Annotated in this window: 23 protein-coding genes and 1 tRNA gene; 5 read left to right on the top strand and 19 right to left on the bottom strand. The window is 67.5% G+C overall.

Features of this window, described 5'->3' with window-relative positions:
* The first annotated feature begins 33 nt into the window (after window positions 1-33).
* A complete protein-coding gene (gene proS, locus ACIA49_RS12125; RefSeq protein WP_396377146.1) occupies window positions 34-1,446 on the top strand; it encodes a proline--tRNA ligase in 1,413 nt (470 codons plus the stop codon).
* A gap of 1 nt (window position 1,447) precedes the next feature.
* Here the strand turns inward: proS and ACIA49_RS12120 are convergent, their stop codons facing one another.
* From ACIA49_RS12120 to ACIA49_RS12080, 9 genes are all read right to left on the bottom strand, one after another.
* Complete coding sequence (locus tag ACIA49_RS12120; protein ID WP_396377145.1) at window positions 1,448-4,990, bottom strand: discoidin domain-containing protein; 3,543 nt, start codon at window positions 4,988-4,990, stop codon at window positions 1,448-1,450.
* 74 nt (window positions 4,991-5,064) lie between these two features.
* A complete protein-coding gene (locus ACIA49_RS12115; RefSeq protein WP_396377144.1) occupies window positions 5,065-6,018 on the bottom strand; it encodes a LuxR C-terminal-related transcriptional regulator in 954 nt (317 codons plus the stop codon).
* 62 nt (window positions 6,019-6,080) lie between these two features.
* Window positions 6,081-6,857, bottom strand: a complete 777-nt coding sequence (locus ACIA49_RS12110) for a hypothetical protein (protein ID WP_396377143.1) — start codon at window positions 6,855-6,857, stop codon at window positions 6,081-6,083.
* A gap of 299 nt (window positions 6,858-7,156) precedes the next feature.
* A complete protein-coding gene (locus tag ACIA49_RS12105; RefSeq protein ID WP_396377142.1) occupies window positions 7,157-8,593 on the bottom strand; it encodes a GuaB1 family IMP dehydrogenase-related protein in 1,437 nt (478 codons plus the stop codon).
* A 79-nt stretch (window positions 8,594-8,672) separates the two neighbouring features.
* Window positions 8,673-9,332 carry a nucleotidyl transferase AbiEii/AbiGii toxin family protein gene (locus ACIA49_RS12100; RefSeq protein ID WP_396377141.1) on the bottom strand — a complete coding sequence of 220 codons (660 nt, stop codon included), beginning with the start codon at window positions 9,330-9,332 and terminating at the stop codon, window positions 8,673-8,675.
* Window positions 9,329-9,835, bottom strand: coding sequence for a helix-turn-helix domain-containing protein (locus ACIA49_RS12095; RefSeq protein WP_396377140.1), 507 nt, complete (start codon window positions 9,833-9,835; stop codon window positions 9,329-9,331). Before ACIA49_RS12095 ends, ACIA49_RS12100 begins: the two co-directional genes overlap by 4 nt.
* A gap of 108 nt (window positions 9,836-9,943) precedes the next feature.
* Window positions 9,944-12,184, bottom strand: coding sequence for a catalase/peroxidase HPI (katG, locus tag ACIA49_RS12090; RefSeq protein ID WP_396377139.1), 2,241 nt, complete (start codon window positions 12,182-12,184; stop codon window positions 9,944-9,946).
* A 37-nt stretch (window positions 12,185-12,221) separates the two neighbouring features.
* Entirely contained in the window at window positions 12,222-12,638 is a 417-nt protein-coding gene (locus ACIA49_RS12085) for a Fur family transcriptional regulator (protein ID WP_396377138.1), read from the bottom strand.
* Window positions 12,639-12,736: 98 nt separating this feature from the next.
* Window positions 12,737-13,426, bottom strand: coding sequence for a hypothetical protein (locus tag ACIA49_RS12080; protein ID WP_396377137.1), 690 nt, complete (start codon window positions 13,424-13,426; stop codon window positions 12,737-12,739).
* Between the two features lie 112 nt (window positions 13,427-13,538).
* Between ACIA49_RS12080 and ACIA49_RS12075 the strand changes: the two genes are divergently transcribed.
* Genes ACIA49_RS12075 through ACIA49_RS12065 form a run of 3 tightly spaced genes read left to right on the top strand, consistent with a single transcriptional unit; the run spans window position 13,539 to window position 14,953 of the window.
* Entirely contained in the window at window positions 13,539-14,117 is a 579-nt protein-coding gene (locus ACIA49_RS12075; RefSeq protein WP_396377136.1) for a TetR/AcrR family transcriptional regulator, read from the top strand.
* Window positions 14,114-14,518: a GNAT family N-acetyltransferase gene (locus ACIA49_RS12070; protein ID WP_396377135.1), complete on the top strand. Its 405-nt coding sequence runs from the start codon at window positions 14,114-14,116 to the stop codon at window positions 14,516-14,518. Before ACIA49_RS12075 ends, ACIA49_RS12070 begins: the two co-directional genes overlap by 4 nt.
* Window positions 14,519-14,551: 33 nt before the next feature.
* The gene (locus tag ACIA49_RS12065) at window positions 14,552-14,953 is read left to right on the top strand and encodes a VOC family protein (protein WP_396377134.1); all 402 of its coding nucleotides are present in this window, start codon (window positions 14,552-14,554) and stop codon (window positions 14,951-14,953) included.
* Here the strand turns inward: ACIA49_RS12065 and ACIA49_RS12060 are convergent, their stop codons facing one another.
* Window positions 14,954-15,544, bottom strand: a complete 591-nt coding sequence (locus tag ACIA49_RS12060; RefSeq protein ID WP_396377133.1) for a TetR/AcrR family transcriptional regulator — start codon at window positions 15,542-15,544, stop codon at window positions 14,954-14,956. It abuts the gene before it with no gap.
* 70 nt (window positions 15,545-15,614) lie between these two features.
* Here ACIA49_RS12060 and ACIA49_RS12055 point away from each other — a divergent pair, with 70 nt between their 5' ends.
* Window positions 15,615-16,523, top strand: a complete 909-nt coding sequence (locus ACIA49_RS12055; RefSeq protein WP_396377132.1) for an NADP-dependent oxidoreductase — start codon at window positions 15,615-15,617, stop codon at window positions 16,521-16,523.
* A 15-nt stretch (window positions 16,524-16,538) separates the two neighbouring features.
* On the opposite strand, the gene ACIA49_RS12050 is transcribed toward ACIA49_RS12055, so the two are convergent.
* From ACIA49_RS12050 to ACIA49_RS12010, 9 genes are all read right to left on the bottom strand, one after another.
* On the bottom strand, window positions 16,539-16,973 hold the full coding sequence (locus ACIA49_RS12050) for a DUF6069 family protein (RefSeq protein WP_396377131.1): 435 nt from the start codon (window positions 16,971-16,973) through the stop codon (window positions 16,539-16,541).
* Window positions 16,974-17,413: 440 nt separating this feature from the next.
* Window positions 17,414-17,486 (bottom strand) — tRNA-Ala (locus tag ACIA49_RS12045).
* 85 nt (window positions 17,487-17,571) lie between these two features.
* Window positions 17,572-18,381 (bottom strand): hypothetical protein, encoded by an 810-nt coding sequence (locus tag ACIA49_RS12040; protein ID WP_396377130.1) that lies wholly within the window; start codon window positions 18,379-18,381, stop codon window positions 17,572-17,574.
* A gap of 97 nt (window positions 18,382-18,478) precedes the next feature.
* Window positions 18,479-19,096, bottom strand: a complete 618-nt coding sequence (locus ACIA49_RS12035; protein WP_396377129.1) for a GNAT family N-acetyltransferase — start codon at window positions 19,094-19,096, stop codon at window positions 18,479-18,481.
* Complete coding sequence (locus ACIA49_RS12030; RefSeq protein ID WP_396377128.1) at window positions 19,096-19,584, bottom strand: molybdenum cofactor biosynthesis protein B; 489 nt, start codon at window positions 19,582-19,584, stop codon at window positions 19,096-19,098. The genes ACIA49_RS12035 and ACIA49_RS12030 overlap by 1 nt, the downstream gene beginning before the upstream one ends.
* On the bottom strand, window positions 19,581-20,060 hold the full coding sequence (moaC, locus tag ACIA49_RS12025) for a cyclic pyranopterin monophosphate synthase MoaC (protein WP_396377127.1): 480 nt from the start codon (window positions 20,058-20,060) through the stop codon (window positions 19,581-19,583). The genes ACIA49_RS12030 and moaC overlap by 4 nt, the downstream gene beginning before the upstream one ends.
* A complete protein-coding gene (gene glp / locus ACIA49_RS12020; RefSeq protein WP_396377126.1) occupies window positions 20,057-21,283 on the bottom strand; it encodes a gephyrin-like molybdotransferase Glp in 1,227 nt (408 codons plus the stop codon). The genes moaC and glp overlap by 4 nt, the downstream gene beginning before the upstream one ends.
* Before the next feature lie 10 nt (window positions 21,284-21,293).
* Window positions 21,294-21,767 (bottom strand): GNAT family N-acetyltransferase, encoded by a 474-nt coding sequence (locus ACIA49_RS12015; RefSeq protein ID WP_396377125.1) that lies wholly within the window; start codon window positions 21,765-21,767, stop codon window positions 21,294-21,296.
* On the bottom strand, window positions 21,767-23,155 hold the full coding sequence (locus tag ACIA49_RS12010; protein WP_396377124.1) for a UTP--glucose-1-phosphate uridylyltransferase: 1,389 nt from the start codon (window positions 23,153-23,155) through the stop codon (window positions 21,767-21,769). The genes ACIA49_RS12015 and ACIA49_RS12010 overlap by 1 nt, the downstream gene beginning before the upstream one ends.
* Between the last annotated feature and the right edge of the window lie 20 nt (window positions 23,156-23,175).

Genomic DNA, 23,175 nt, shown 5'->3' with positions numbered 1-23,175 from the left:
CCGGTTCGGGGAAACGTTCCTACACTGGCGAGCATGACAGCGAACAGATCCGTGCTTGCCGCGCAGGCGACGGACTTCCCCCGGTGGTACCAGGATGTGATTGCCAAAGCAGAGCTCGCCGACAGCGGGCCGGTGCGGGGCACCATGATCATCCGACCGTACGCCTACGGGATCTGGGAACTGTTGCAGGCGGCAATGGACCGGCGGATCAAGGAAGCCGGTGCGGAGAACGCCTACTTCCCGTTGCTGATCCCGGAGAGCTACCTCCAGCGGGAGGCCGAGCACGTCGAGGGTTTCAGCCCCGAGCTCGCCGTCGTCACGCACGCCGGCGGCAAGCAGCTCGAGGAGCCCGCCGTGATCCGGCCGACGTCGGAGACGATCATCGGTGAGTCGATGGCGAAGTGGATCCAGAGCTACCGCGATCTGCCCCTGCTCCTGAACCAATGGGCGAACGTCGTCCGCTGGGAGCTGCGGCCCCGGACCTTCCTGCGGACGACCGAATTCCTTTGGCAGGAAGGGCATACGGCGCATGTCTCGGCTGCCGAAGCGCGCGCTTATGCGACCCGGATCGCGATCGAGGTGTATCGCGACGTCATCGTGAACGTGCTCGGGATTCCGGTCGTGGTCGGCCGGAAGACGCGGCGGGAACGGTTCGCCGGTGCGGTGAACACGATCGCACTCGAGGCGATGACGGGTGACGGCAAGGCGCTCCAGATGGGGACGTCGCACGAGCTCGGGCAGAACTTCGCGCGTGCCTTCGACATCGGTTACCTGTCCCGCGCGGGACAGCGTGAGCTGGCGTGGACCACATCCTGGGGCAGTTCGACCCGGATGCTCGGTGGGCTGATCATGGTGCACGGCGACGACGCCGGACTCCGGCTGCCCCCGATCGCGGCTCCCACGCAGGTCGTCGTACTGGCTGTCAAAGACGAGACTCTCGAGGCGGCTGGTCAGCTCGCCGACGATCTGCGGGCGGCCGGCGTACGGGTTCATCTCGACAACCGCACCGACCAACCCTTCGGCCGACGGGCGGTCAACTGGGAGCTCAAGGGTGTGCCGGTCCGGATCGAGATCGGTCCGCGCGACCTGTCCTCGGGCGTGGCAACCGTCGTACGGCGATTGCGCGCGTCAGCCAAGTCGACCGTCAACCTCGCGGATGTGGCGTCCACTGTCGTCGAGTCCTTAGCGGCCGACCAGACCTGGCTGCACGACGAGGCGGTCGCCCGCCACGCCGCCCGGACCACTGCGGTCACCACCGTCGACGAGGCGGTAGAAGCCGCGGCCACCGGCTGGGCCAGCCTCCCGTACGACGCCGTCGGCGAGGAAGGCGAAGACCGCCTGGCGCAGTCCGCCATCACCGTCCGCTGCCTGCAGCGAGCGGACGGCACCCTCCCGGTGGAGGACAACGAACGCGGTCTGACCGCGTTCGTCGCCCGCTCCTACTGATTCAGTTGTTGTACGGCTCGGCTTCCAGCTTCAGGCTGGAGGCCGAGCTGGGCGTGGTGACGGTGATGGTGCGGGACTCTCCGGGGAGCAGCCAGAAGTAGTTGTCCGAGTAGACGGCTGGGAGGACTCGGTTGCCTGCACGGTCTCGGAGGGACAGCCGGGTGAGGGCAGCTACTGACTTGCCGGTGTTGCGGATGGTGGCGGTGAGTTTGCCGCGTCCGGCGGTTGTCCGTACGTCGAGTTTGACCTTCGGCAAGGTGTTGAGGCGCTGGACGTCGGTCGGTTTGCGGTAGCGCCAGTAGGTGTTCTCGGAGAGAACCTTGCCGGCGGCATCGGTCAGCTTGAGACGGAGCAGATGCAGTGCCGGCAGATCGGCACCGAAGGCAACCTTGAACCCTTCGGACTTGTTGCTAGCAGCAACGGTGATCGACTGGTTCTGCGCTCCGAGGCGGACGCCGTTCAGGTCGTAGAGCTCGGCGGTCACCGTCGCGGCCAACGGCTTGATCGTGTGATTGAGGACGACCGTGGTCCAGTCGGTCTGGTTCGCCTGGACGTGAATCGCCTCGCAGCCCTTGCGGGCACCGTAGTAGCTGCCGTTCACATCCATGTCGTAGTCGTAGGTCTGCCACACGGTCGAATGCCAGGCAGGATGCGACATCCACAACAGCAATGCGGAGGCATCCGTCCACAGGTTCGCGTTCCACGCCTCGAACATCGCCCGCATGTTCTCGTAGTTCACGAACTGCGCCTTGCGGGTGAACTCCTCCAGCCCGCTCGACGACCCGAGCCGCTCGTCGATCGCCCCGAGATACGTCTCCGGGTGCTGGTTCCCGTGCGTCGACCAGTCGTGGTGATACCACGGCGTACCGATCGGCCAGCCCGCGTCGTCCTCGCCGACGAGGTTCTGCATGCTCTCGACGACCGGGATCGTGGGCATCCCGATCTCGGTGTGGAAGCCGAAGTTGAAGGTGTCATAGGTGTTCGCGTCGAAGTACTTGGCCGGGTCGACCCAGTAGTACGGCCCGTGCCCGGACACGAACCCGGCCGCCGAGTCCGGCAGGTAGAGGATCTCGTCGTCCTCCTCCCGCACGGCCGCGGCGATCCCGGCGTCGATCGCCGCCGGCGGGTGCTGCTCGTTGGCCCCGCACCAGATCACGATGCACGGATGGGTCCGGTACCGGACGATCGTGTCGCGCGCGATCTCGACGTACCCGGGCAGGTTGTCCGTGAACGGACCCGCCTCCCAGAAGTCGTTCCAGACCAGGATGCCGTTCTCGTCGCAGGCCTGGTAGAACTCCTCGCGGGTACTCGACCCGATCCAGTTCCGGATCATCGTGAAGTTCATGTCGCGGTGCATACCGATCACCGCGCGCATCTTCTCCTCGGGCATCCGGCGCAGCAGCTCGTCCCAGCCCCAGTTGCCACCCCGGCAGAAGATCCGGACGCCGTTCACGCTGATCTTCAGCGGCACCGGCGCGTTGTTGACCTCCTGCACCTTGCGCCACTCGTTGCCGTCGTCGGATACCTGGATCTCGAACAGCGACGCGTACGCCGTCTCCCACAGCAGCTCGACCTGGTCGAAGGCCTTCGCAGTCCCGAGGTCGACCTGGATCCACTCGTTGTCGTTGTACGCCGACGACCAGCGACTCCCGTCGTTGCCGTCGATCGCGTTCGCCGCCGGGCTCCCGTCATCGGACGAGGCGGTCGCCGTACCGGATCTCGCGAGGTCCACCGATGGGTTCGCGCTGTCCTTGATCGCCAACGTCCACAGGGAGTAGCCCCACCCGGTCGCCCGGCGCCGACCCTGGATCCTGAGGTAACGCGCGGTCTGCTTCGCGATGGTGACGGTCTGCCGTGCGCTGTTGGTCGCCGGGTCGATCTTGATCGGGATCTCGTAGTCGTACCCGAACTCCCGGATGCCGAAGGTCGTCGTGCGACTGTCGCTCACCGTGCTGCCGACGGTCGCGCTGACCGTCAACGTGTGCAGCGCGGGATCGCCGTACCCGTTGGGCCACCAGAGCTTCGGGTTGTCGACGGCAACGGTGTCGAAGGCAATGTTCGCGCTTGCACCGGCGGCCAACGTGACCGTCTTACTCGCCGAATGCCCGTCGAAGGCCACCTTCACGACGACCGTTCTCGCACTGGTGGACGCATTTCGCACCGGCACACTGACCGTGACGGTGGCGCGATCAGTGCCAGGAACCTTCGTCACCACCCGCGCATCGCCCAGTACGGCGTCGCCCGTGTAGCGGATCCGGACGTGGTTCCAGATCCCGGCCGCGCGGTCGCGGACCGCGGGCATCCAGTCCCAACCAGATGCCGAGAGCAACGTCGGCGAGTCCAGGTACAAGGTCGCCGCCTGCACGAACGCTTGTCCCGCATCGCCTTTGTCACCAGCGGATCCGGGGTGCGGCATCGGCGTGATCTTCACCGCGAGCCCGTTCTTCGCCTTCAACGCTGCCGTCACATCCAGCGCCACGCGAGCAAACGGATGCTTCACCGTGCCGACCGAGACCCCGTTCAGCCACACATCCGCCTGGTGGTTGATCCCGTCGAACTCGAGCCAGGCCCGCGTCCCCGATCCCGCCGGGCGATCGAACTTCCGGTGATACCACCACACGTGCCGGCTCAGCGCCTCCGGGATCTCGAGGTTGTTCATCCCCTCGACCGGATCCGGGAAATGCCCTTCCTCCACGAGCGATCCGAGCACGGTCCCCGGTACGACGGCCGGCAGCCAGCCTGACGTGTCCTTCTGCGCATCAGCCAGTACGGCGCCATCCGCCGTACCGGCGCCATCCATATCGAGAAAGGCGTCCATGGTCAGCGTCCACCCGGACTCGATCGGGAACGTCCCGTCGGCCGCCTTGGTCAACGCCGGCGGGCGGTCCGCGTGCTTGCCCCAATCGGTCCACCCGGTCACGGCCGGGCGCGCTGAGGTCGCCGTACCGTAGACCTGGAAACCGTTGAGTCCAAGGGCGTTCGTGTTCGCCTGGCGGCTCGCGGTGAGTCGCACGTACTGCGCAGTGATCGGACTGTCCAGTGTGACGTCGACAGTGCCACCAGTACTGTCGCTCGCCTGATAGACCGTCCGCCACGAGGAACCGTCGGTCGAAGTGTCGACCCGGAAGTCCAGCGGTGAGCTCGAGAGCAGTTCCTGACCGGTCGTGTTCCCGTACGGATTCCCGCCGGAGAAGTCGAAGGCCGGGTCACTGGACGTCGCCTCGAAGGTCAGCCGCACCGACTCGACCTTGCACTTCGCCTGCAGGTCCACGACCAGCCACTGCGGATCGGCGCCCGCTGCCCGCCAGCCTGATCCCCGCACACCCGGTACCGCCAGCCCGTCGACGGCGAACTCCGGCGGCGTCGCGGCGTACGCGCTCGACGACGCCCGCACCGGCCGGTACTTCGCGAGGTCGGTCTTGGGCGCGGTCGGCCTGGGCGCGGTCGGCTCGGCGGCCTCTGCTCCGGCGACCGGCAGGCTCACACTGGCCAGCAACCCACCGCTCGCGGCCAGGAAGGTACGACGGGACAACGGATCTGACACGGGAGCCTCCAGGGCGGACTGGATAATTCCGAATAAACAGCCACCCGGAAGTTACTTCAATGCCTCAAGTATGTCTACGGGGCGAGGTACTTCCGCACGTCGTCGGCCACCTGGGCCCGGTGCGCCATCCCGTACTTGCGCAAGATCGCACTGAGGTGCGTCTTCACCGTGTTGAGGCTGATCCCCAGCTCGGCCGCGAGCTGATCGTTGTCCATCCCGTCCGCCAGCAGCACCGCGATCCCCTGCTGAGCCTTCGTCAGATCGGCGAACCGCCGCTCCGGGCCCTCGTCGGTGTCCATCAGCATCTCGATCAGCTCGGACTGGATGTGCTCGGTGGTGTCGACGATCCGGACCAGATGCCCGTGCACCTCCATCGGCACGGAGTCCGCCGTCAGCGCCTCGGTCGCGATCTCCCGGATCGACGCGATCCGATGCGTCAGGTACTCCATCACGTGATCCGACGTCAGCAGCCCCGGCCCGACGTCCCCGGCCGGCAACCGCCGCAACGCATCCCGGTCCTCACCCTCCCGGGTCAGCACCCGCTCCACCACACCCGCCAACCACTCAAACGCTCGTACGGCGTTGTCGTCGTAGCTGTGCGGCTCATAACTGTGCATCGACAACATGCCGAACAACTGATCCGGCCCGTCCTTCACCGGCCGGAAGATCGGCACCGTCACCACATCCGCGGACCGCCGTCCCACCACCCCGATCGGGATGGCGGAATGCAACGCGGCCCCGTTGTCATACGCGAACCGATAAGTCTGCCGATGCTTCAGCAACCACGCCGTCTGCCCGTGCGGCCCGAAGCTGTGCGTGTCCGGATCGACGTACCGACCCTCGTCGTACCCGTACGGATACCGCACCTTGCTCGTCCCATGCAGGAACCCCACATAGAACGTGTCCACCTGCGCAACCTTCGCCACCACGACCCGCACGTAGTCGTACAGCCCGTAGTGGTCAGCGCGGAACAGCGCCTGGATCTTGTGATAGGCCTCGCGCAGGATGATCGCGGTTTCAGCGTCCACCCTGAGCGGGGGCGGTCCGTCTGCCGGCACGACGCACTCCTGCTCTATCGATCAAGCACTGACTATGCCGGGGCAGCCGCCGAAAGCCAAGGTGTAATCCACAGCGACTCCGGATCCAGGTACGGCGTGAGCGCGGCGATCACCTCTGGGTCGTCGTTTCCGTGGAGCCGGCCGGAGAGGATCCGGTAGGTGATGCCGGCCAGGAAGTCGGCGATCTGGACCCGGTGGTCGACGAAGGAGTCCAGCTGCTCGATGGCCGCGATGGCCGGGCTCTTCTCGCGCAGTGCGGTGATTCGGGCTGGGGAGAGGGTGGTTTGGCGGTCGTGGGCGATCAGGACCGGGGTGCCGTCGCTCCAGTGGTTGGCGGCACGGATGATCGCGGGGAGCAGCGGGTCAAGCCTTGGCAGTACGGCGGTCTCGTGGGCGCGGAGGTAGTCGTTGGCCGTGTCGAGGAACTCGCGGGCCTGTGCGGTACGGCGATGGGCGTCGTACAGGAAGGTGGTGGTCGACGGGGGTGCGCCGAGGAGATCGACGAGGGCGGTGATCAGGAAGTAGGACTTGTCGATCACGAAGACGCTGGCGTTGCCGGGCAGCGGGCCGTCGGGGCCGAGGAACCAGAGCAGGGTGGCTCGGTGTTTGGCGCGCAGGAGGTGATTGGCCTTGTACATCGTGGCCGGGGACTTGATGCGGGCGCGCAGTTCGGCGACGCAGGCCGCTGCGGTCTCCTCGTCGAGGCGGATGCTCGCGTGCGCGAAGACGTCCGTCACGCCACCGACGAGCTTCTCACCCTCATACCCGGACTCGTCACAGACGATCGCGGTCCCCGGGTTGGTCGGCACCTCTCGACTCTCTCACCGGGCGCAACAGCTTTTCCAGCATGGTAGTCGCGGGTGGGGATGCAGAGTTCCCGAGTCGCCCTCCCAAGCCTCGGTCGAACTCCGGACCACCACCCGCGACCACGTCCAGAACGCCGTACTCTGCACCGCTCGATCTCACTCCCCCAGCGAGATCGAACGCCACCTGCAGCGTGCTCGGCGTTCTCTCCCCCCTGCTGACTACAGATTGCCACCGGCCGTCGAGCCTGCCAATCGCTCTCCGTATGAGGTTGTTGTGCACTCAACCTCACCCCCGGGGTGATTCACCAGCTGGTCGGCATCGGCTTGCCCTCGGCGTACCCGGCCGCGGTCTGCAGGCCGACGACCGCCTTCTCGTGGAACTCGTCCAGATTCGCGGCGCCGACGTACGTGCAGGAACTGCGCACCCCGGAGACGATCGAGTCGAGCAGGTCCTCGACGCTCGGGCTCTCGGGGTCGAGGTACATCCGCGCCGACGAGATCCCCTCCTCGAAGATCGCCTTCCGCGCCCGCTGGAACGGGGTGTCCTCAGCGGTCCGCAACCGGACGGCCCGTGCGGACGCCATCCCGAAGCTCTCCTTGTAGATCCGCCCGTCGCTGTCGCGATGCGCATCGCCAGGTGACTCGTACGTCCCGGCGAACCACGACCCGATCATCACACTGGACGCACCCGCCGCGAGCGCCAGCGCAACATCGCGCGGATGCCGTACGCCGCCGTCCGCCCAGACGTGCTTGCCCAGCTCACGCGCTCGGGCTGCACACTCCAGTACGGCGGAGAACTGCGGTCGACCGACAGCCGTCTGCATCCGCGTCGTGCACATCGCGCCCGGTCCGACGCCGACCTTGATGATGTCCGCGCCGGCCTCGACGAGATCGCTCACACCTTCCGCCGTCACCACGTTGCCCGCGACGATCGGGATCTGCGGGTCGAGGCTCTTCACAACCTTCAGTACGTCGAGCATCCGCTCCTGGTGGCCATGTGCGGTGTCGATGACCAGTACGTCGATTCCTGTGTCCAGCAAGGCTTTTGCCCGCTGCTCGACATCGCCGTTGATCCCGATCGCCGCCGCCACCCGCAGCTTGTGGTTCGCGTCCAGCGCCGGCTCGTACAACGTCGCCCGGAGCGCCCGCTGCCGGGTCAGGATCCCCACGATCGTCCCGGCCTCGTCCACCACCGGCGCCAACCGATGCCGCCCGTCGTGCAACTGGCTGAACGCCGCCTCCGGATCAATCCCCGCCGGCACCGTCAGCAACTCCCGCGACATCACCGCATCCAGCTGCGTGAACCGATCCACCCCAGCACAATCAGCCTCGGTCACCACCCCGACGGGTCGCCCACGGTCGACCACAACCACCGCCCCATGCCCCCGCTTGGGCAGCAGATTCAACGCCTCCCCCACCGTCCCGCTCGGCGGCAGCACCAAAGCCGTGTCATGCACCGGATCGCGATCCTTGACCCAGGCAACAACCTCCCCCACCACATCCACCGGAATGTCCTGCGGAATCACCGCCAGCCCACCACACCGAGCAATGGTCTCCGCCATCCGCCGCCCCGACACAGCAGTCATGTTCGCCGCCACCACCGGAATCGAAGCCCCACTCCCATCCCCCGTCGCCAGGTCCACATCCAACCGCGACGTCACCCGAGACCGGCCAGGCACCAAAAACACATCACTGAACGTCAGGTCCCCCACAGGTTCCCGATCAAGATGAAACCGCATCCCAGGCTCCTTAGGCAGGCGAAACCTCGCCAGCCTTGCACGCGCCCCGACCAGTCACAAGGCATCTCCGAACCGGCGCTCAGGAATCCGCCGGCCGCAGCTCGTTCCGCCAGGCAGCGAAGAACTCACGAAGCAGTCCAGTCTCACGGGGATACACCGGCAGGTCGCGGTCGCTGAACCGCGCCAAGGTACCGAGCATGTCAGCGAAGACGTCCCGAATGAACCCGGCGTCCACCTCCGCGGCCCAAGCCAGCAAAGGATCTTTACCGTATCGCTGTGCCAAGACATACACGTCGGCGAAGTCGCGCGCCTCGGCCCGATCGAACAAAGCAATGACCTTCCGCCCCGCCAGTTCCTCGAGACCGAAGGTAGGCCCGGCAATGCTGACGGTGGCCGGCCGGCTGGGTGCCGAGTCCAGCGCAAGATCAACCAGCAGATCCTCAGGACCGGCAACCACGATCCGGCAGAACGTGGCGCCGTCACGTATCCGGCGGACAGACCAGCCACGCGACGTCGCGGCGGCTTCCAAGGCATCCCGAGCTGTCGGCACGTCCCCGCGCCCTGGACCGGTGAAGAAGTCGAGATCCTGCGTCGGCCGCGTGGTCAGGTGCTGTGCCGCCAACGCCCCGCCGCCCGCCAACAGGAATCCCGCGCTGGCCGGCAGGCTGAAGAACAGTTGCGCCACCTCGATCTGGAACGGTGTCAGACCACCCTGCGAGGTAGACGCGTCGGCGGTCATGCGGCGTTCTCGATCACATCGCTCCAGGCGGCACGAACGTCACGCGGCAACACGAGGTCCGGCCAAAGGTCGACCAGGAAGGCTCCGTCGACGTACTGCAGGATGTCCTCCGGTCCGCCCTCGCGCAGAACGGTCTCGTACACCCTCGCGCGGTCGGCCCGGTTCCGCAGGTCGAAGCGTCGTCCGGGATCTGACCAGTTCAGATGCAACGGCAGCGTCACCATGGCGAGCGCCGCATCGAGGTCGAGCCGAGGGAGATGCGTCGGCACCGACACGACGCGGCCCCGTGTCGTGGTGACCTCAACGAATCCCACCTGCCGCCGAAGGTCCAGCTCATACCCGGTCTCGGCCAGCAGCCGAGCGGTGGTCTCCAGCGTCGGCGACTTCCGGCCGTGCTCGTACGCCGAGAGCGTCGGGCGCGAGGTGCCGGCCCGGCAAGCGAGATCGGCCTGCCGCAGTCCGGCGGCCTTCCGGGCTCGCAGCAAAAGCTCAGTGGGTCGCATCAACCATCACCTCCAGGTATCCAAAAGGATACCTCACGCCATCCGAAGGCCCCTGACAAGCCGGAAGGCCGGCCCTCTTGAACGGGGAGCCGGCCTTCGCGGGGTGGGTCAGCGGTGGAGGTCGAAGCGGTCGAGTTCCATGACCTTGTGCCAGGCGGCGACGAAGTCGGTGACGAACTTGGACTTGGCGTCGTCGGAGGCGTAGACCTCGGCGACGGCGCGGAGTTCGGAGTTCGAGCCGAAGACGAGGTCGGCGCGGGTACCGGTCCACTTGACCTTGCCGTCGGAGCCCTTGGCCTCGAAGAACTCCTGGCTGGCGTCGGTCGACTTCCACTCGGTGCCCAGGTCGAGCAGGTTCGCGAAGAAGTCGTTGGTGAGGGTGCCCGGGTTCTCGGTGAGGACGCCGTACGACGAACCGTCGTAGTTGGTGCCGAGGACGCGGAGGCCACCGACCAGCACGGTGAGCTCGGGGGCGCTCAGGGTGAGCAGGTTCGCCTTGTCGAGAAGGAGGTACTCCGCGGGGAGGCGATTGCCCTTGCCGTAGTAGTTGCGGAAACCGTCGGCGGCCGGCTCGAGGGCCTCGAAGGAGTCGACGTCGGTCTGCTCCAGGGTCGCGTCCGTGCGGCCCGGGGTGAACGGTACGACGATGTCCACGCCGGCGTTCTTGGCCGCGACCTCGACGCCGACACCGCCGGCGAGGACGATCAGGTCGGCCAGAGAGACCGGCTTGCCGAAGGAGGACTGGATGCCTTCGAGCGTGCGCAGTACCTGGGCGAGCTGGTCGGGGTTGTTGACCTCCCAGCCGGCCTGCGGCTGCAGGCGGATGCGGGCGCCGTTCGCGCCACCGCGCTTGTCACTCCCGCGGAAGCTGGACGCGGCGGCCCAGGCGGTCGAGACGAGCTGCGACACCGACAGGCCGGAGGCCGCGATCTGCGCCTTCAGTACGTCAACGTCGGCGGCACCGATCAGTTCGTGGTCGACGGCCGGCAGCGGGTCCTGCCAGATCAGCGTCTCGGACGGGACCTCGGGGCCGAGGTACCGCACGACCGGGCCCATGTCGCGGTGGGTCAGCTTGAACCAGGCGCGGGCGAACGCGTCCGCGAACTGGTCCGGGTTGTCCTTGAACCGGCGCGAGATCTCTTCGTAGATCGGGTCGACGCGCAGCGCCAGGTCGCTGGTCAGCATCGTCGGCTTCTTCGCCGGGCCGTCGTACGCGTCCGGGATGATCGCCTCGGAGTCCTTGGCGACCCACTGGTTCGCGCCGGACGGGGACTTGGTCAGCTCCCACTCGTGGCCGAACAGGATCTCGAAGAAGTCGTTCGTCCACTGGGTCGGCTTCGTGGTCCAGGTGACCTCGAGACCGCTGGTGATCGCGTCCTTGCCCTTGCCGGAGTTGAACGTGCTCTTCCAGCCGAGGCCCTGGTGCTCGAGGTCGGCGCCCTCGGGCTCGACGCCGACGTGCTCCTCGGCGTTACCGGCCCCGTGCGTCTTGCCGAACGTGTGACCACCGGCGATCAGCGCGACGGTCTCCTCGTCGTTCATCGCCATCCGGCCGAAGGTCTCGCGGATGTCGCGGGCCGAGGCCAGCGGGTCCGGGTTCCCGTTCGGGCCTTCCGGGTTCACGTAGATGAGACCCATCTGTACGGCGCCCAGCGGCTTCTGCAGCTCGCGGTCACCGCTGTACCGCTCGTCGTCCAGCCAGCCGGTCTCGGGACCCCAGTAGACGTCGGTCTCCGGCTCCCACACGTCGGCCCGGCCACCGGCGTACCCGAAGGTCTTGAAGCCCATCGACTCCAGCGCCACGTTGCCGGTGAGGATCAGCAGGTCGGCCCAGGAGATCTTCTGGCCGTACTTCTTCTTGACCGGCCAGAGCAGCCGGCGGGCCTTGTCCAGGTTGGCGTTGTCCGGCCAGCTGTTCAGCGGCGCGAACCGCTGCTGCCCGGCGCCGGCGCCACCGCGGCCGTCGCTGATCCGGTACGTCCCGGCGCTGTGCCACGCCATCCGGATCATCAGCGGGCCGTAGTGCCCGAAGTCGGCCGGCCACCAGTCCTGCGAGGTGGTCAGCGTCTCCTGGATGTCCGCCTTCACGGCGGCCAGGTCCAGGCTCTCGAACTCCGTCTTGTAGTCGAAGTCGGCACCGAGCGGGTTGGCGACCGCCGGGTTCTTGGCCAGGATCTTGAGGTTCAGCTGGTTCGGCCACCAGCCCCGGTTCGCGTCGCCCGAGGTCGGCTGCACACCCTGACCGTGCGCCACCGGGCAGCCGCCCGCGGCCTGGGCGTTGTCTTCGCCGCGGCTCTCTTCGCTACCTTCACCGGGCAGCGGCTCGTGCGGCTCATGGTTGTCGGACATCTGAATCCTTCCAGGACTGGACGTTTTGCAAGAAGGGTCAAGCACAGGCGGCGCAAAGCCCCCAGTAGATGACTTCGGCCTCGTCGATGACGAACCCGTGATCGTTGGAGGCGGTCAGGCACGGAGCATGTCCGACCGCACAGTCGACATCAGCGATGGCACCGCAGCCGCGGCAGACGACATGGTGGTGGTTGTCCCCGACCCGCGACTCGTACCGCGCGACCGAGCCGAGCGGCTGGATCCGGCGTACCAGACCGGCCGCCGTCAACGTGTGCAGCGAGTCGTACACCGCCTGGTGCGAGACCTCCGGCAGTTCGTTGCGCACGGCACCGATCAGTGAGTCCGTGTCCGCGTGCGGATGCGCGTACACCGCTTCCAGCACCGCCACCCGAGGCCGCGTCACCCGCAGCTCGACTCCGCGCAGCAACTGCTGGAGCTCCTCGACGGTCGGCACCCCCGCAGTCTTACGCCTTTTCTGGAATGAGTCAAGATTAGCTGCCGTGTCCACCATCCCGGGCCAGTCCCCCGCGACGATGGACACGGCAGTGTCGATCAAACAGCCGCGACCGGTACGCCGGTCCGAGCCGTCGGCGCCGTGGGGACGCGACGCGAACTGCGGAAGATGCTGATGGCGACCGCGAGGGTCCACAGGCTCCACAGCATTCCCATGCTCGCCGTCGTCCCCCATCCCTGCACGGCATAGAAGTTGGACGGGTCGTCGTTGGAGTAGATCGCCGGAACGAAGGCGAGGTTGATGGCCGCGAGCACGAACGCCGACCGGCCGACCCACTTCGGCAGCAGCCGCAACCGGAGTACGGCGATGCCGAGGGCGATCAGGAACAGCGCCATCAGCAACCGCGAGATCAGCCCCTGCATGAGGTACTGCGCCGCCGCGTACGGGCCCTCACGCGTGGTGTCGATGTCGTGGTCGACCGAGATCGCCGCGCCGGCCTCCATCGACTGCGGCACGAACACCATGGCCACCCACAACAGGCCGGCCGCCTGGATCACGCCCGCGACCCACTCCGAGGCCCGATCCACCTGCTGGACCAGTTGGCGGACGCCGGTGAAGTACAGGATGTAGAAGATGCAGCCGACAATGCCGATCAGTGTGCGGGTCAGGATGTTCCAGTCGGGCGGCGCACCGGCGTACAGGAAGTAGAGCGGCACCTGAACGACGATCAGCGCGCTCGCGATGATCCCGAACAGGCCCGTCCAGCGACGTACCGAAGCTTCGGACATGAGAGTTCCCTTTCCTGGCGTTGACGAGACGTCTCGTCTCATGGCGAGACGGTAAGTCTCGTCACGGGCACGTGTCAAGACACAACGTCTCGTCTCGTGTAAGCTCCGGAGCATGGTCCCTCCCAGCGTCGAACGCCGCAGCGAACGAGCCCGTCGAGCGATCCTCGACGCCGCACTGGAGCTCTGCCAGGACCAGTCGTTCGCCGGCCTCACCATGGAGGGCATCGCGAAACGGGCCGGCGTCGGAAAGCAGACGATCTACCGGTGGTGGCCGTCCAAAGCCGCGATCCTGCTCGAAGCCCTGCAGGAGCGAGGCGGCGCCACGCTGATCTTCCCCGACACCGGCGACATCGTCGCCGACCTCCGCACCCAGATGACCCAGGTCGTCCGCGCCTTCAACGACCCCATGTTCGCCGCCTACAGCCGCGGCCTCATCTCCGCCGCCCAGAGCGACCCCGAGATCGCCGCCGCCGTCGTCGAGAGCATCATCCGCCCCCGCGTCGACCTCTGCGTCGACCGCCTCGCCAAAGCCCAGCAAGCCGGCGACATCCACCCCGACGCCAACCTCCCCGACGTCGTCGAACTCCTCTACGCCCCCCTCTACTACCGCCTCCTCCTGCACACCCGCCCCACCACCGAAGCCCAGGTGGACGCCGTCCTCACCATGGTCTTCCAAGGCCTCCGCCCATGACCACCGCGGTCCTGGACCGCGTCGAGCCTCATCACCTGCCGGATCTCGCGACCTTGTTCAGCTCCGCCTGGTGGCTCACCGACCGTACGCCGGACGAGACCTCCCGCATCCTGCGTGAGTCCGACATCGTCATCGCTCTACTCGACAGCGACGTCATCGTCGGGTTCGCCCGCGTTCTCACCGATTACGCGCACGTCGCCCTGATCCTCGACGTGGTCGTCGCCCCCGAGTCCCGCGGCACCGGTCACGGCGCGACTCTGATGGATGCGATCGTGACGCATCCCGATCTTCAGCAGGTTCGCAGCATCGAGCTCGTCTGCCAGCCCGACCTGATCCCGTTCTACCGCCGCTGGGGTTTCACCGACGAGGTTGGTCAGTCGCTACTGATGCGGCGCCCGTAGAAGTGAGCCTTCGGGGAATCTAGAGTCGCCTCCATGCGTACATTGCACTTCGGGCTGCGGGTCAGCGACCTGGACCGCTCGCTGGCGTTCTACACCGCCGTTGGGTACACGGTGGTCGGGACGGTCGAGGGGACGGCGTACGGGAGTCTGACGATGATCCAGCTGCCGGGCGACGACTTCGTCAGCATCGAGCTGGTGCACGACCCGATGACGACCGAGACCGGACCCGGCGTCGGCTTCAACCACCTGGTGATCCAGGTCGATTCGCTCGACGAGACGCGCGCCGATCTCGTTGCCAAAGGCATCGAACCGGGGTCGATCGAGCAGCCCGGCCCCAAGACGTGCTGGCTCACCGACCCTGACGGCTACCGGATCGAACTGGTCCAATGGCCCGACGGTCACACCGAAGGCATGACCAGGGCCGACTTCGCCTGACTAAACGATCTTCTCCGCGGCCGACGCGGCCGCCCAGGCCGCCTCGATCATCTGGAAGATCTCGTCCACCGCGGCCTTCGGATCGGCCGCCTCGCGGGCCAGCGAGTAGGCGTCGATCACGAACCTCGCGATCGCCCGGCAGGCAGTCGCGCTCTGGGTGAGCCCGGGATCCGCGGCGATCGCCGCCCCCAGCGATTCCGCGTGGCGCAGTCGCATCGACTTCTCGTACTCCCGCAGGGCGGGTGATTCGTCGATCAGGTGCCAGATCGGGGCGGCACTCTCCCCCGCGCAATGTCGCACCAGCGCCTGGATCTCGCGGCGCAGCGCCGGCATCAGTGGCTCGTGCGGCGCCCGGTTGGTGACCGCCTGCACGAGCCGTTGCTCGAAGTCGTCGTCCAACTCGAACACCAGGGCCTCTTTCGAGGCGAAGTGGGAGAAGAGCGTGGTGACGGCGACATCGGCCTCTGCGGCCACGTCACGAATGCCGACCGCGTCGTACCCACGGTCCAGGAAGAGCCGCAGCGCGGTGTCAGCGATGTTCTGGCGGGTCGCGGCTTTCTTCCGCTCCCGGCGCCCGGGGACCACGGTCATGCCTCGATGCTAACAGGTGCGAATTCATATCTGTTTCAAAACACTAACCGTTAGTGCTACGGTCGGCCGCATGAAGAAATGGAGCTTCGCCGAGTACGGCGGTCCGGACGTGCTGCAACTCATCGACGCCGAGGAGCCCCACGCGGGTCCCGGTCAGGTACGGATCGCCGTCCGGGCAGCCGGCGTGAACCCCGTCGACTGGAGGGTCCGCGAGGGCCAGATCCTCGGGGCGCATCCGGTCGAACTGCCGGCCGGAGTCGGGCTCGACGCTGCCGGGACGGTGGATGAGGTCGGCGAGGGCGTCCAGGGGATCGAGGTCGGCGACCACGTGTTCGGCGAAGGCTCGAGCACCTACGCCGAGTACGCCGTACTGTCGGCCTGGGCGCTGATGCCGGAAGGCCTGACGTTCGAAGAGGCGGCCGGGTACCCCTCCGTCATGGAGACCGCGCTGCGCGTCATCCGCGAGGTGGAGGTGCGGCCTGGAGAGACGCTGCTGGTCAGCGGTGCGTCCGGCGGAGTCGGATCGGCAGTGCTGCAGATCGCCCGCGCTCAGGGCATCACGGTGATCGGCACCGCCGGGGCCGCGAACCAGGACTACCTGCGGAGCCTTGGTGCCGTCGCAACGACCTACGGCGAGGGCTGGGTCGATCGGGTACGGCGTCTCGGCCCCGTCGACGCGGCTCTCGATCTGGCCGGCTCGGGGGTGATCAGCGAACTGGTCGAACTGACCGGGGACCCTGACAAGGTGCTCTCGATCGCCGACCTCGGCGCACCGGCGCTCGGAGTCCGCTTCTCCGGCGTGGCCGGGAGCGTGCCGGACGCGCTCGCCGAGGCCTCCGACCTCATCGCACGCGGAATGCTCCGCATACCGGTCGAGAAGGTGTACCCACTCACCGAGGCCCCGGCGGCACACGTCGACAGCCAAGCAGGCCATAGCCTCGGGCGCCGCGTCGTAGTCGTCCGAGCCGCGGCCTCCTAGCCGCACACTTCAACGCTACGCCGGCCGCGGCGGTGCGATGCGCGTCAGGCTGAGGTACGCCGACAGCCCGACGACCACGTGCATCACCACCAGCACCGCCACCCCGGCCGGCGACTGCCCGGTCAGCAGCAGCGCGAGATCGGCCAGCATCGACACCGGCACGATGATCAACGCCAGCCGCCGCAGCAACCCGACCGGCCGAGCCGCCCGGGCCGAGATCAACGCCCACGCCACGGACGCACCGGCGATCCCGAAGAACGTCAGCGACACGTACGCCGCCGGCTGAAACCCCTTGAAATCATCAGGAACCCCCAACACCCCCTGACCAACCAAAGCAAGCAAGGTATTCACCAAACTCGCCACCACCACCGCCAGCACCCCGGCCCCCATCAGCCGCCCAAGACCCGCAGATCGCAAACTCAACCCGTCGACCGCCGACACGCCAGCCACAATTTCCTCCCAGAGTCGTCCGGCCCCTCGCCGAACCGCACCTCCAGAAAACCGCCCCACCCTCCAAGCACCATCCGAGTTCCCTGCAAGTTCCCTGGCAACCACCAAGCCCCCTCGCCAAACAGCCAACCGAAGCGCAGCAGGCACCCGCGAGGCGTGAAAGAGTAGCCAAGGCCCGCCACCCTCGACGAAGCAAAAGCAGCGCCTCAAACACACCCGCCCCCAGCCCGCCCCGCCGAGCGAAGCGAAAGCCCCCGCGCCGAGCGAAGCGAAGGCACCCCGACCGCCGCCCCGGCCGCAGCCGCCGATGCGAAGCGAGGCGCAGGGGGTGCGGGTGGCGAAGCCCCCGCAACGCGCCGAGCGAAGCGAAGGCGCACAAATAACGAAGGCGAGGCGGCGAGCGCTCAAGAGAGCGCCGCACACCTCGCCCATCGACTTCGTGGAGCTTAGGGGATTCGAACCCCTGACCTCTTCGTTGCGAACGAAGCGCGCTACCAACTGCGCCAAAGCCCCAATTCGGGCCGCCGTGGTTTCCCTGGCGACCGCGAAACTCTAACACGCTCATGGTCGTCGATTAAAACTGACCCTGTCCATCGAGTTAGTCGCCGACGGCTCGCTTGACCTCGGGTTCTTCGACGGCCGGCGGCGGGGTTTCGGCGACGAAGGGCTGCTCGGCGGGGTCGGTGGTGCGGGCGCTGGAGAAGACCTCGTCGTCGGTCAGCGCGATGGTGCGGACCGTCCGGTCCGGCGCCTTTTCCTTCATGACGTACATGGGCAGGGTGACGGGGACCGGGTCCCACAGGCCTTCCGTCGACGCCGCGGGCTTCTCGACGACCGGGGCCGGCTCGGCCGGCAGCTTGACCTCGATGGTGAGCTCGTCGTCCGGGGACGGGGCGGGCTTGCCGGCGGGGCCGTGGTCGTGCCGGGACTGCAAGCGGGTACGACGTTCCGCCGCGAGGCGGGCGCGGTCGCGGGCCTGGCGGCGGAGCTGCACGCGGGTGAGGACGACGAAGCCGACGATGAGGCTGCCGGGGATCGCGACGGTCCACCACAGGAGCATGCCAAGTCCTGCCAGTGCGGTGACTGACAGGAGAGAAAGGGTCAGGATCGACAGGACCCGCCGGCGGCGCATAGCGGCCACCCGGCGGGCTCGGTTGGGGACGTAACGCTTCGGTGGGGACAGGTCGTCAGCGGTCTCGACGGTGTCGGTCGAAGCGGTGTCACTCGAGCCCGGTGGACGGACGACGTACCGGGTGGTGGCGGGGTCCCTCGACAGGACGCGCGCGTCGGCTGTCGACGGCACCGACGTGCGGCGCCTGGCCTCGTCGTTCCGCTTCAGCATCATCGGGACGAGGTAGGCAGCCCACGCGGCGACGATCGCCACATAGATCAGTCCTGTCGTCCCCATGCGATGACGCTAAGACCCAGCGCGCACCAGATGGGGTACGTGGCGCGGTGTGTCGCAAGAAGACTCGTGTGACTGATGTGAACAGTACGGAGCGTAGTCACTGCAATCGCGAGACGAGACCGGGCCCGACTTCCTCGCTGTTGAGCGCGAAGATGCGGTGGTCGCGCCAGTCCCCGTCGATGTGCAGGAACCGCGGCCGCTCCCCCTCGTACCGGAAACCGAGCTTCTCCACCACGCGCAGGCTGGCCTTGTTCTCGGGGCGGATCGCCACCTCGATGCGGTGCAGTCCGAGGGTGAACCAGCAGTGGTCAGTTGCCAACGCGACCGCAGTCGGCACGATGCCACGGCCGGCGTACTGCTCGTCGACCCAGTAGCCGAGGTTGGCCCAGCGGGCTGAGCCGTAGGTGACTCCGGAGACGGTGAGCTGGCCGACCAGCGGCCACTTCGCCCGCGCACCTGCACCCGCCGCGCCGCCATACGTGATGACGAAGGGCAGCATGCGGCCGTACCGCGCCTGCCGGTTCCAGTCACGGGCCATGGCGCGGAAGGTGCGTGCCCCGTCGTCCGCACCGGGCGGCTGGGTCGCGTCCCACGGCCGCAGCCAACTGACGTTGCGCTGCCGGGCTGCTGCCCACTCGGCGCCGTCCCCGGCCCGCAGCGGCCGCAGTGCGACCTGTCCGTGCTGCAGCTCGACAGGCCAGTGCACAATCGCCATCAGTCGGTATCCGTCCGCACGTGGTCCCCGCCGCGCACCTGCTCGACCGCATGCTTCAGCAGCGGCTCCAGAACGGCGAGACCGTCCTTCACGCCGCCACGCGATCCCGGCAGGTTCACGATGACCGTCGTACCGGCGACTCCGGCCAGACCACGTGACAGTGCAGCCGTCGGTACGCCGTTGGCAACGCCGTACGCGCGGATTGCCTCCGCGATCCCCGGCACGACCTTGTCGACGACCGCGGCCGTCTCCTCGGGTGTCCGGTCCGTCGGCGAGATCCCCGTGCCACCAGTCGTCAGTACGACGTCGTACGCCGCAGCGACCGCCTGCCGCAGCGCCTCACCAACAGGCACACCATCTGGTACCACCTGCGGTCCCGACACCTCGAAACCCCACTCGCTCAACCGGTCCGCGATCAGCGGACCAGTGGTGTCGCTATAGACCCCAGCAGCGGCCCGGTTGGACACGCTCACCACCAGCGCCTTCACGGCCGCTCCCAGAGCCCGGTCTTGCCACCCTCTTTGCGCTCCACGCGTACGTCGGACAGCACAGCAGCAGGGTCCAGAGCCTTCACCATGTCGATTACCGCGAGGCCAGCCACGGCCACCGCGGTCAGCGCCTCCATCTCGACACCGGTCCGATCCGTGGTCTTCACTGCCGCCGTGATCAGTACGGCGTCGTCCGCCACCTCGAGGTCGACCTTGGCCCCGGTGATCGCGATCGGGTGACACAGCGGCACCAGGTCGGGCGTCCGCTTGGCCCCCATGATGCCCGCGATCCGCGCGACCGCGAGTGCGTCACCCTTCGGTACGCCGTCCCCGCGGAGCGCCTCGACCACCTCGGCCGAGACCAGAACCTTGCCAGAGGCAACAGCTCGCCGGATGCTGGTGTCCTTGGCGGACACGTCCACCATCCGCGCCGCCCCCGTCTCGTCGACGTGGGTCAGCCCCCGGTCCTGCGTCATCCGGTCTCCTCGTCCAGCAGCAAGAGCTCCACCTGGTCACCGGCCCGGACCGCCGTCACGTCCTCCGGGACCACGATCAGGGCGTTGGCCCGGCTCAGCCCGCCGAGCAGGTGGGAGCCGTGCCCGCCGACTGTACTGGCCATCCAGCCCTGGTCGCCCAACCTGGCCGCTGCACGGACGAACTGCCGCCGCCCGGAGGGCGACTTGAACTCGTCCAGTGCCACTCCACGCGACAGACTCCGCCGGTACGGCATCTGGCCCATCAGCTTGCGCAGAGCCGGCCGCACGAACACCTCGAAGGAGACGTACGCCGACACCGGGTTCCCAGGCAGCGTGAAGATCGGTACGTCGTCAGCACCGAGCACTCCGAACCCCTGCGGCTTCCCGGGCTGCATGGCGACCTCGGGGAAGTCGACGGTGCCCGTCTTGGACAGCACCTCTTTCACCACGTCGTACGCGCCCTTGCTGACCCCACCGGTGGTGATGACCATGTCCGCTCGGGACAGCTGGTCCATCAGTGTGTCCATGATCTTCTTCGCGTCGTCGTCGACCACTCCGACGCGGTAGACCTCAGCACCAGCGTGCCGAGCACACGCGGCCATGGTGTAGCTGTTCGAGTCATAGATCTGCCCGTCGCCCAGGGCAGTGCCCAGCTCACGCAGCTCAGACCCGGTGGACACCACGACCACCCGCGGCCGCGGACGCGCCTTGACCCGCGCCCGACCAACAGCAGCCAGTACGGCGATCTGCCGCGGCCCGAGCAGCGTGTCCCGCTCCAGCACCTGCTGACCGGCCTGCACGTCCTCACCGAACCGCCGTACCGATCCACCAAGTGGCGGCTGCTGGTTGATCTGCACGTTGACCGTGCCACCGTCGGTCCACTCCACCGGTACGACGCTGTCCGCGCCGCGCGGCATCGGTGCACCGGTCATGATCCGGATGCATTTGCCGGGCGTGACCATGGTCGGCTCCGGCCGACCTGCGCGCTGCTCACCGGCGACAGCCAAAGTGATGGGGGACTCCGCCGACGCACCGGCCAGGTCCTCGGCCCGAACGGCGTAACCGTCCATGGCCGAGTTGTCGAACCCAGGCAGGTTCACGCCGGAGACGATGTCCTCGGCGAGCACCAGACCGAGCGCCTCCATCAGCGGCTGGTCGAACGCCGGCAGTGCGGTCACCCGCCCGAGCACGGCCTCCAGATGCTCCTCAACGCTCCGCTTCACCCGCCCGACCTTAGTCGGTGGCGCGCTCCGGGTGCTGACCCCACACCATCCGGACATCCGGTGCGCGCTCCTCATTGGCCGCGCCGTCGGTACGTCGTACCTCGGTGAAGCCGTGTGAGCGGTAGAACGCCTGGGCGCGCAGATTGCTCTGGAAGGTCCACAGAGCAAGACCGCCGGGCCGCAGGTCCTTGGCCAGATCAACCAGGGTCGATCCGATCCCGCGGCCGGCCAGATCAGGGTCGACGTACAGCTGGTCGAGGTCGTCACCGTCCAGCGTGAGTACGGCGACGATCCGGCCGTCGTCGAGCACTACCCACGTCTGTGCGTCCGGGAGCAGTACGTCGGCGAACCACGTCGCCACCTGCTCGGCCGTGTGGATCGCCAGCGGCAGCTGTGCGCCCGGAGCATGGCGTGAGCGCCACCAGACCTGCGCCGCCTCGTCAGTGTCGTACGGCTCCAGCGGCCGGATCAGCAGGTCGTCCATCAACCTTCGAGAACCGTTCCGTCCGCAATCTGCCGCCGCTCACCCGCTGCCGCTTCGATCTCCACGTCACCGACGACCGTGACGTCCTTGCCGAACACCACATCGCCCCGCACCTCGAGCCGGTCGGCCCGGACCAGCGACGGTGCTCCGGCCACGAACCGGGCGTCGAAGTCGGCCAGGATCTTGAAGTACTCCGGGTCCAGATCGACGTACGGTTCGTCGCCCTCGTGCGTGGTGGTGAGGTCGCCCGCGTCGTCGAGTTCATAGACATCCGAGCGCAGCACGAGCAGGTCGTTCGTGGTCTTCACCGGCTTGAACCGGCTGCGGTCCACGATCACGGCCTGCGAGCCCTCGAAGATCTCGATGGCCGTCCCCATCCCGGTCTCCAGCTGGATCACCTTCGGCGAGCTGGGGTCGGCCGGGTCGACGGTCTTGCGGTTCACCATGATCGGCAGCCCGAGGATGCCGTCGTGGCCGTCCATCAGGTCGGCCAGCCGGTCCAGGTCGATCCACAGGTTGTTCGTGTTGAAGCTGGTGTGCCGGGTGACGTCCTGGAAGTACTGCTGCTCCCCCTCGGCGACCTGCGCGCTGTCCCGCAGGATCAGCCGGCCGTCGGACTTACGGACCGCCACGTGACCGCCCTTGCGGTCGGACCGGGTCCGCCGGCAGACCTCCATCCCGAACGGCACGTCGTGCTCGGCCATCCAGGCGGCGATCCGCGGGTCCGCGGTCGCACCGAGGTTGTCGGCGTTCGAGATGAACGCATGCCGGAACCCGTGCTCACGCAGTGCGTCCAGCGTGCCGGACGCGACCAGTGCGGTGAACAGGTCGCCGTGACCCGGCGGGCACCACGCCAGCTCCGGATCCGGTTCCCACTCGGCCGGAGTGAGGTCGTCGGCGAGCAGCTTCGGTTCCATGTTCTGCAGGAAGTCCAGCGGTAGGCCGTCGATCGCGAGACCGTCGTACTCGCTGAGGATCTGCAGGGACTGCTCCCGGGTGCGGAAGGAGTTCATCAGCACCAGCGGCAGCGGTACGTCGTACTTGCGCCGCGTGCTCAGGATCTGCCGGGCGATGATGTCGAGGAAGCTCAGACCGTCCTTGACCGGCAGTGCGGACTTCGGTCCGGTGACGCCCATCGACGTACCGAGGCCGCCGTTGAGCTTGATCACCACAGTCTCGGCCAGCGCGGCCCGCATAGCCTCGGGGTCCGTGTCCAGGTGGTCCAGATGAGGCAGGTCGCCCACCGGCTCGATGTCGTCCTCCCGGATCGCCCCCTGCTGACCGGACTCCAGGAGCCGGTAGTAGTGGGTGAACACCCGGACTGCGACCTCCGCGGCACCTGCGGAACGCATCTTGTCCTGAGCCTGCTGTAGTCCGGCCTCACTCATGACACAACCCTAGGGGACAC

This window comes from Kribbella sp. NPDC051587, assembly GCF_044453945.1.
Lineage (GTDB): Bacteria > Actinomycetota > Actinomycetes > Propionibacteriales > Kribbellaceae > Kribbella.
The sequence above is the reverse complement of the archived record's forward strand: the minus strand, read 5'-3'. Positions and strand labels throughout refer to the sequence as shown.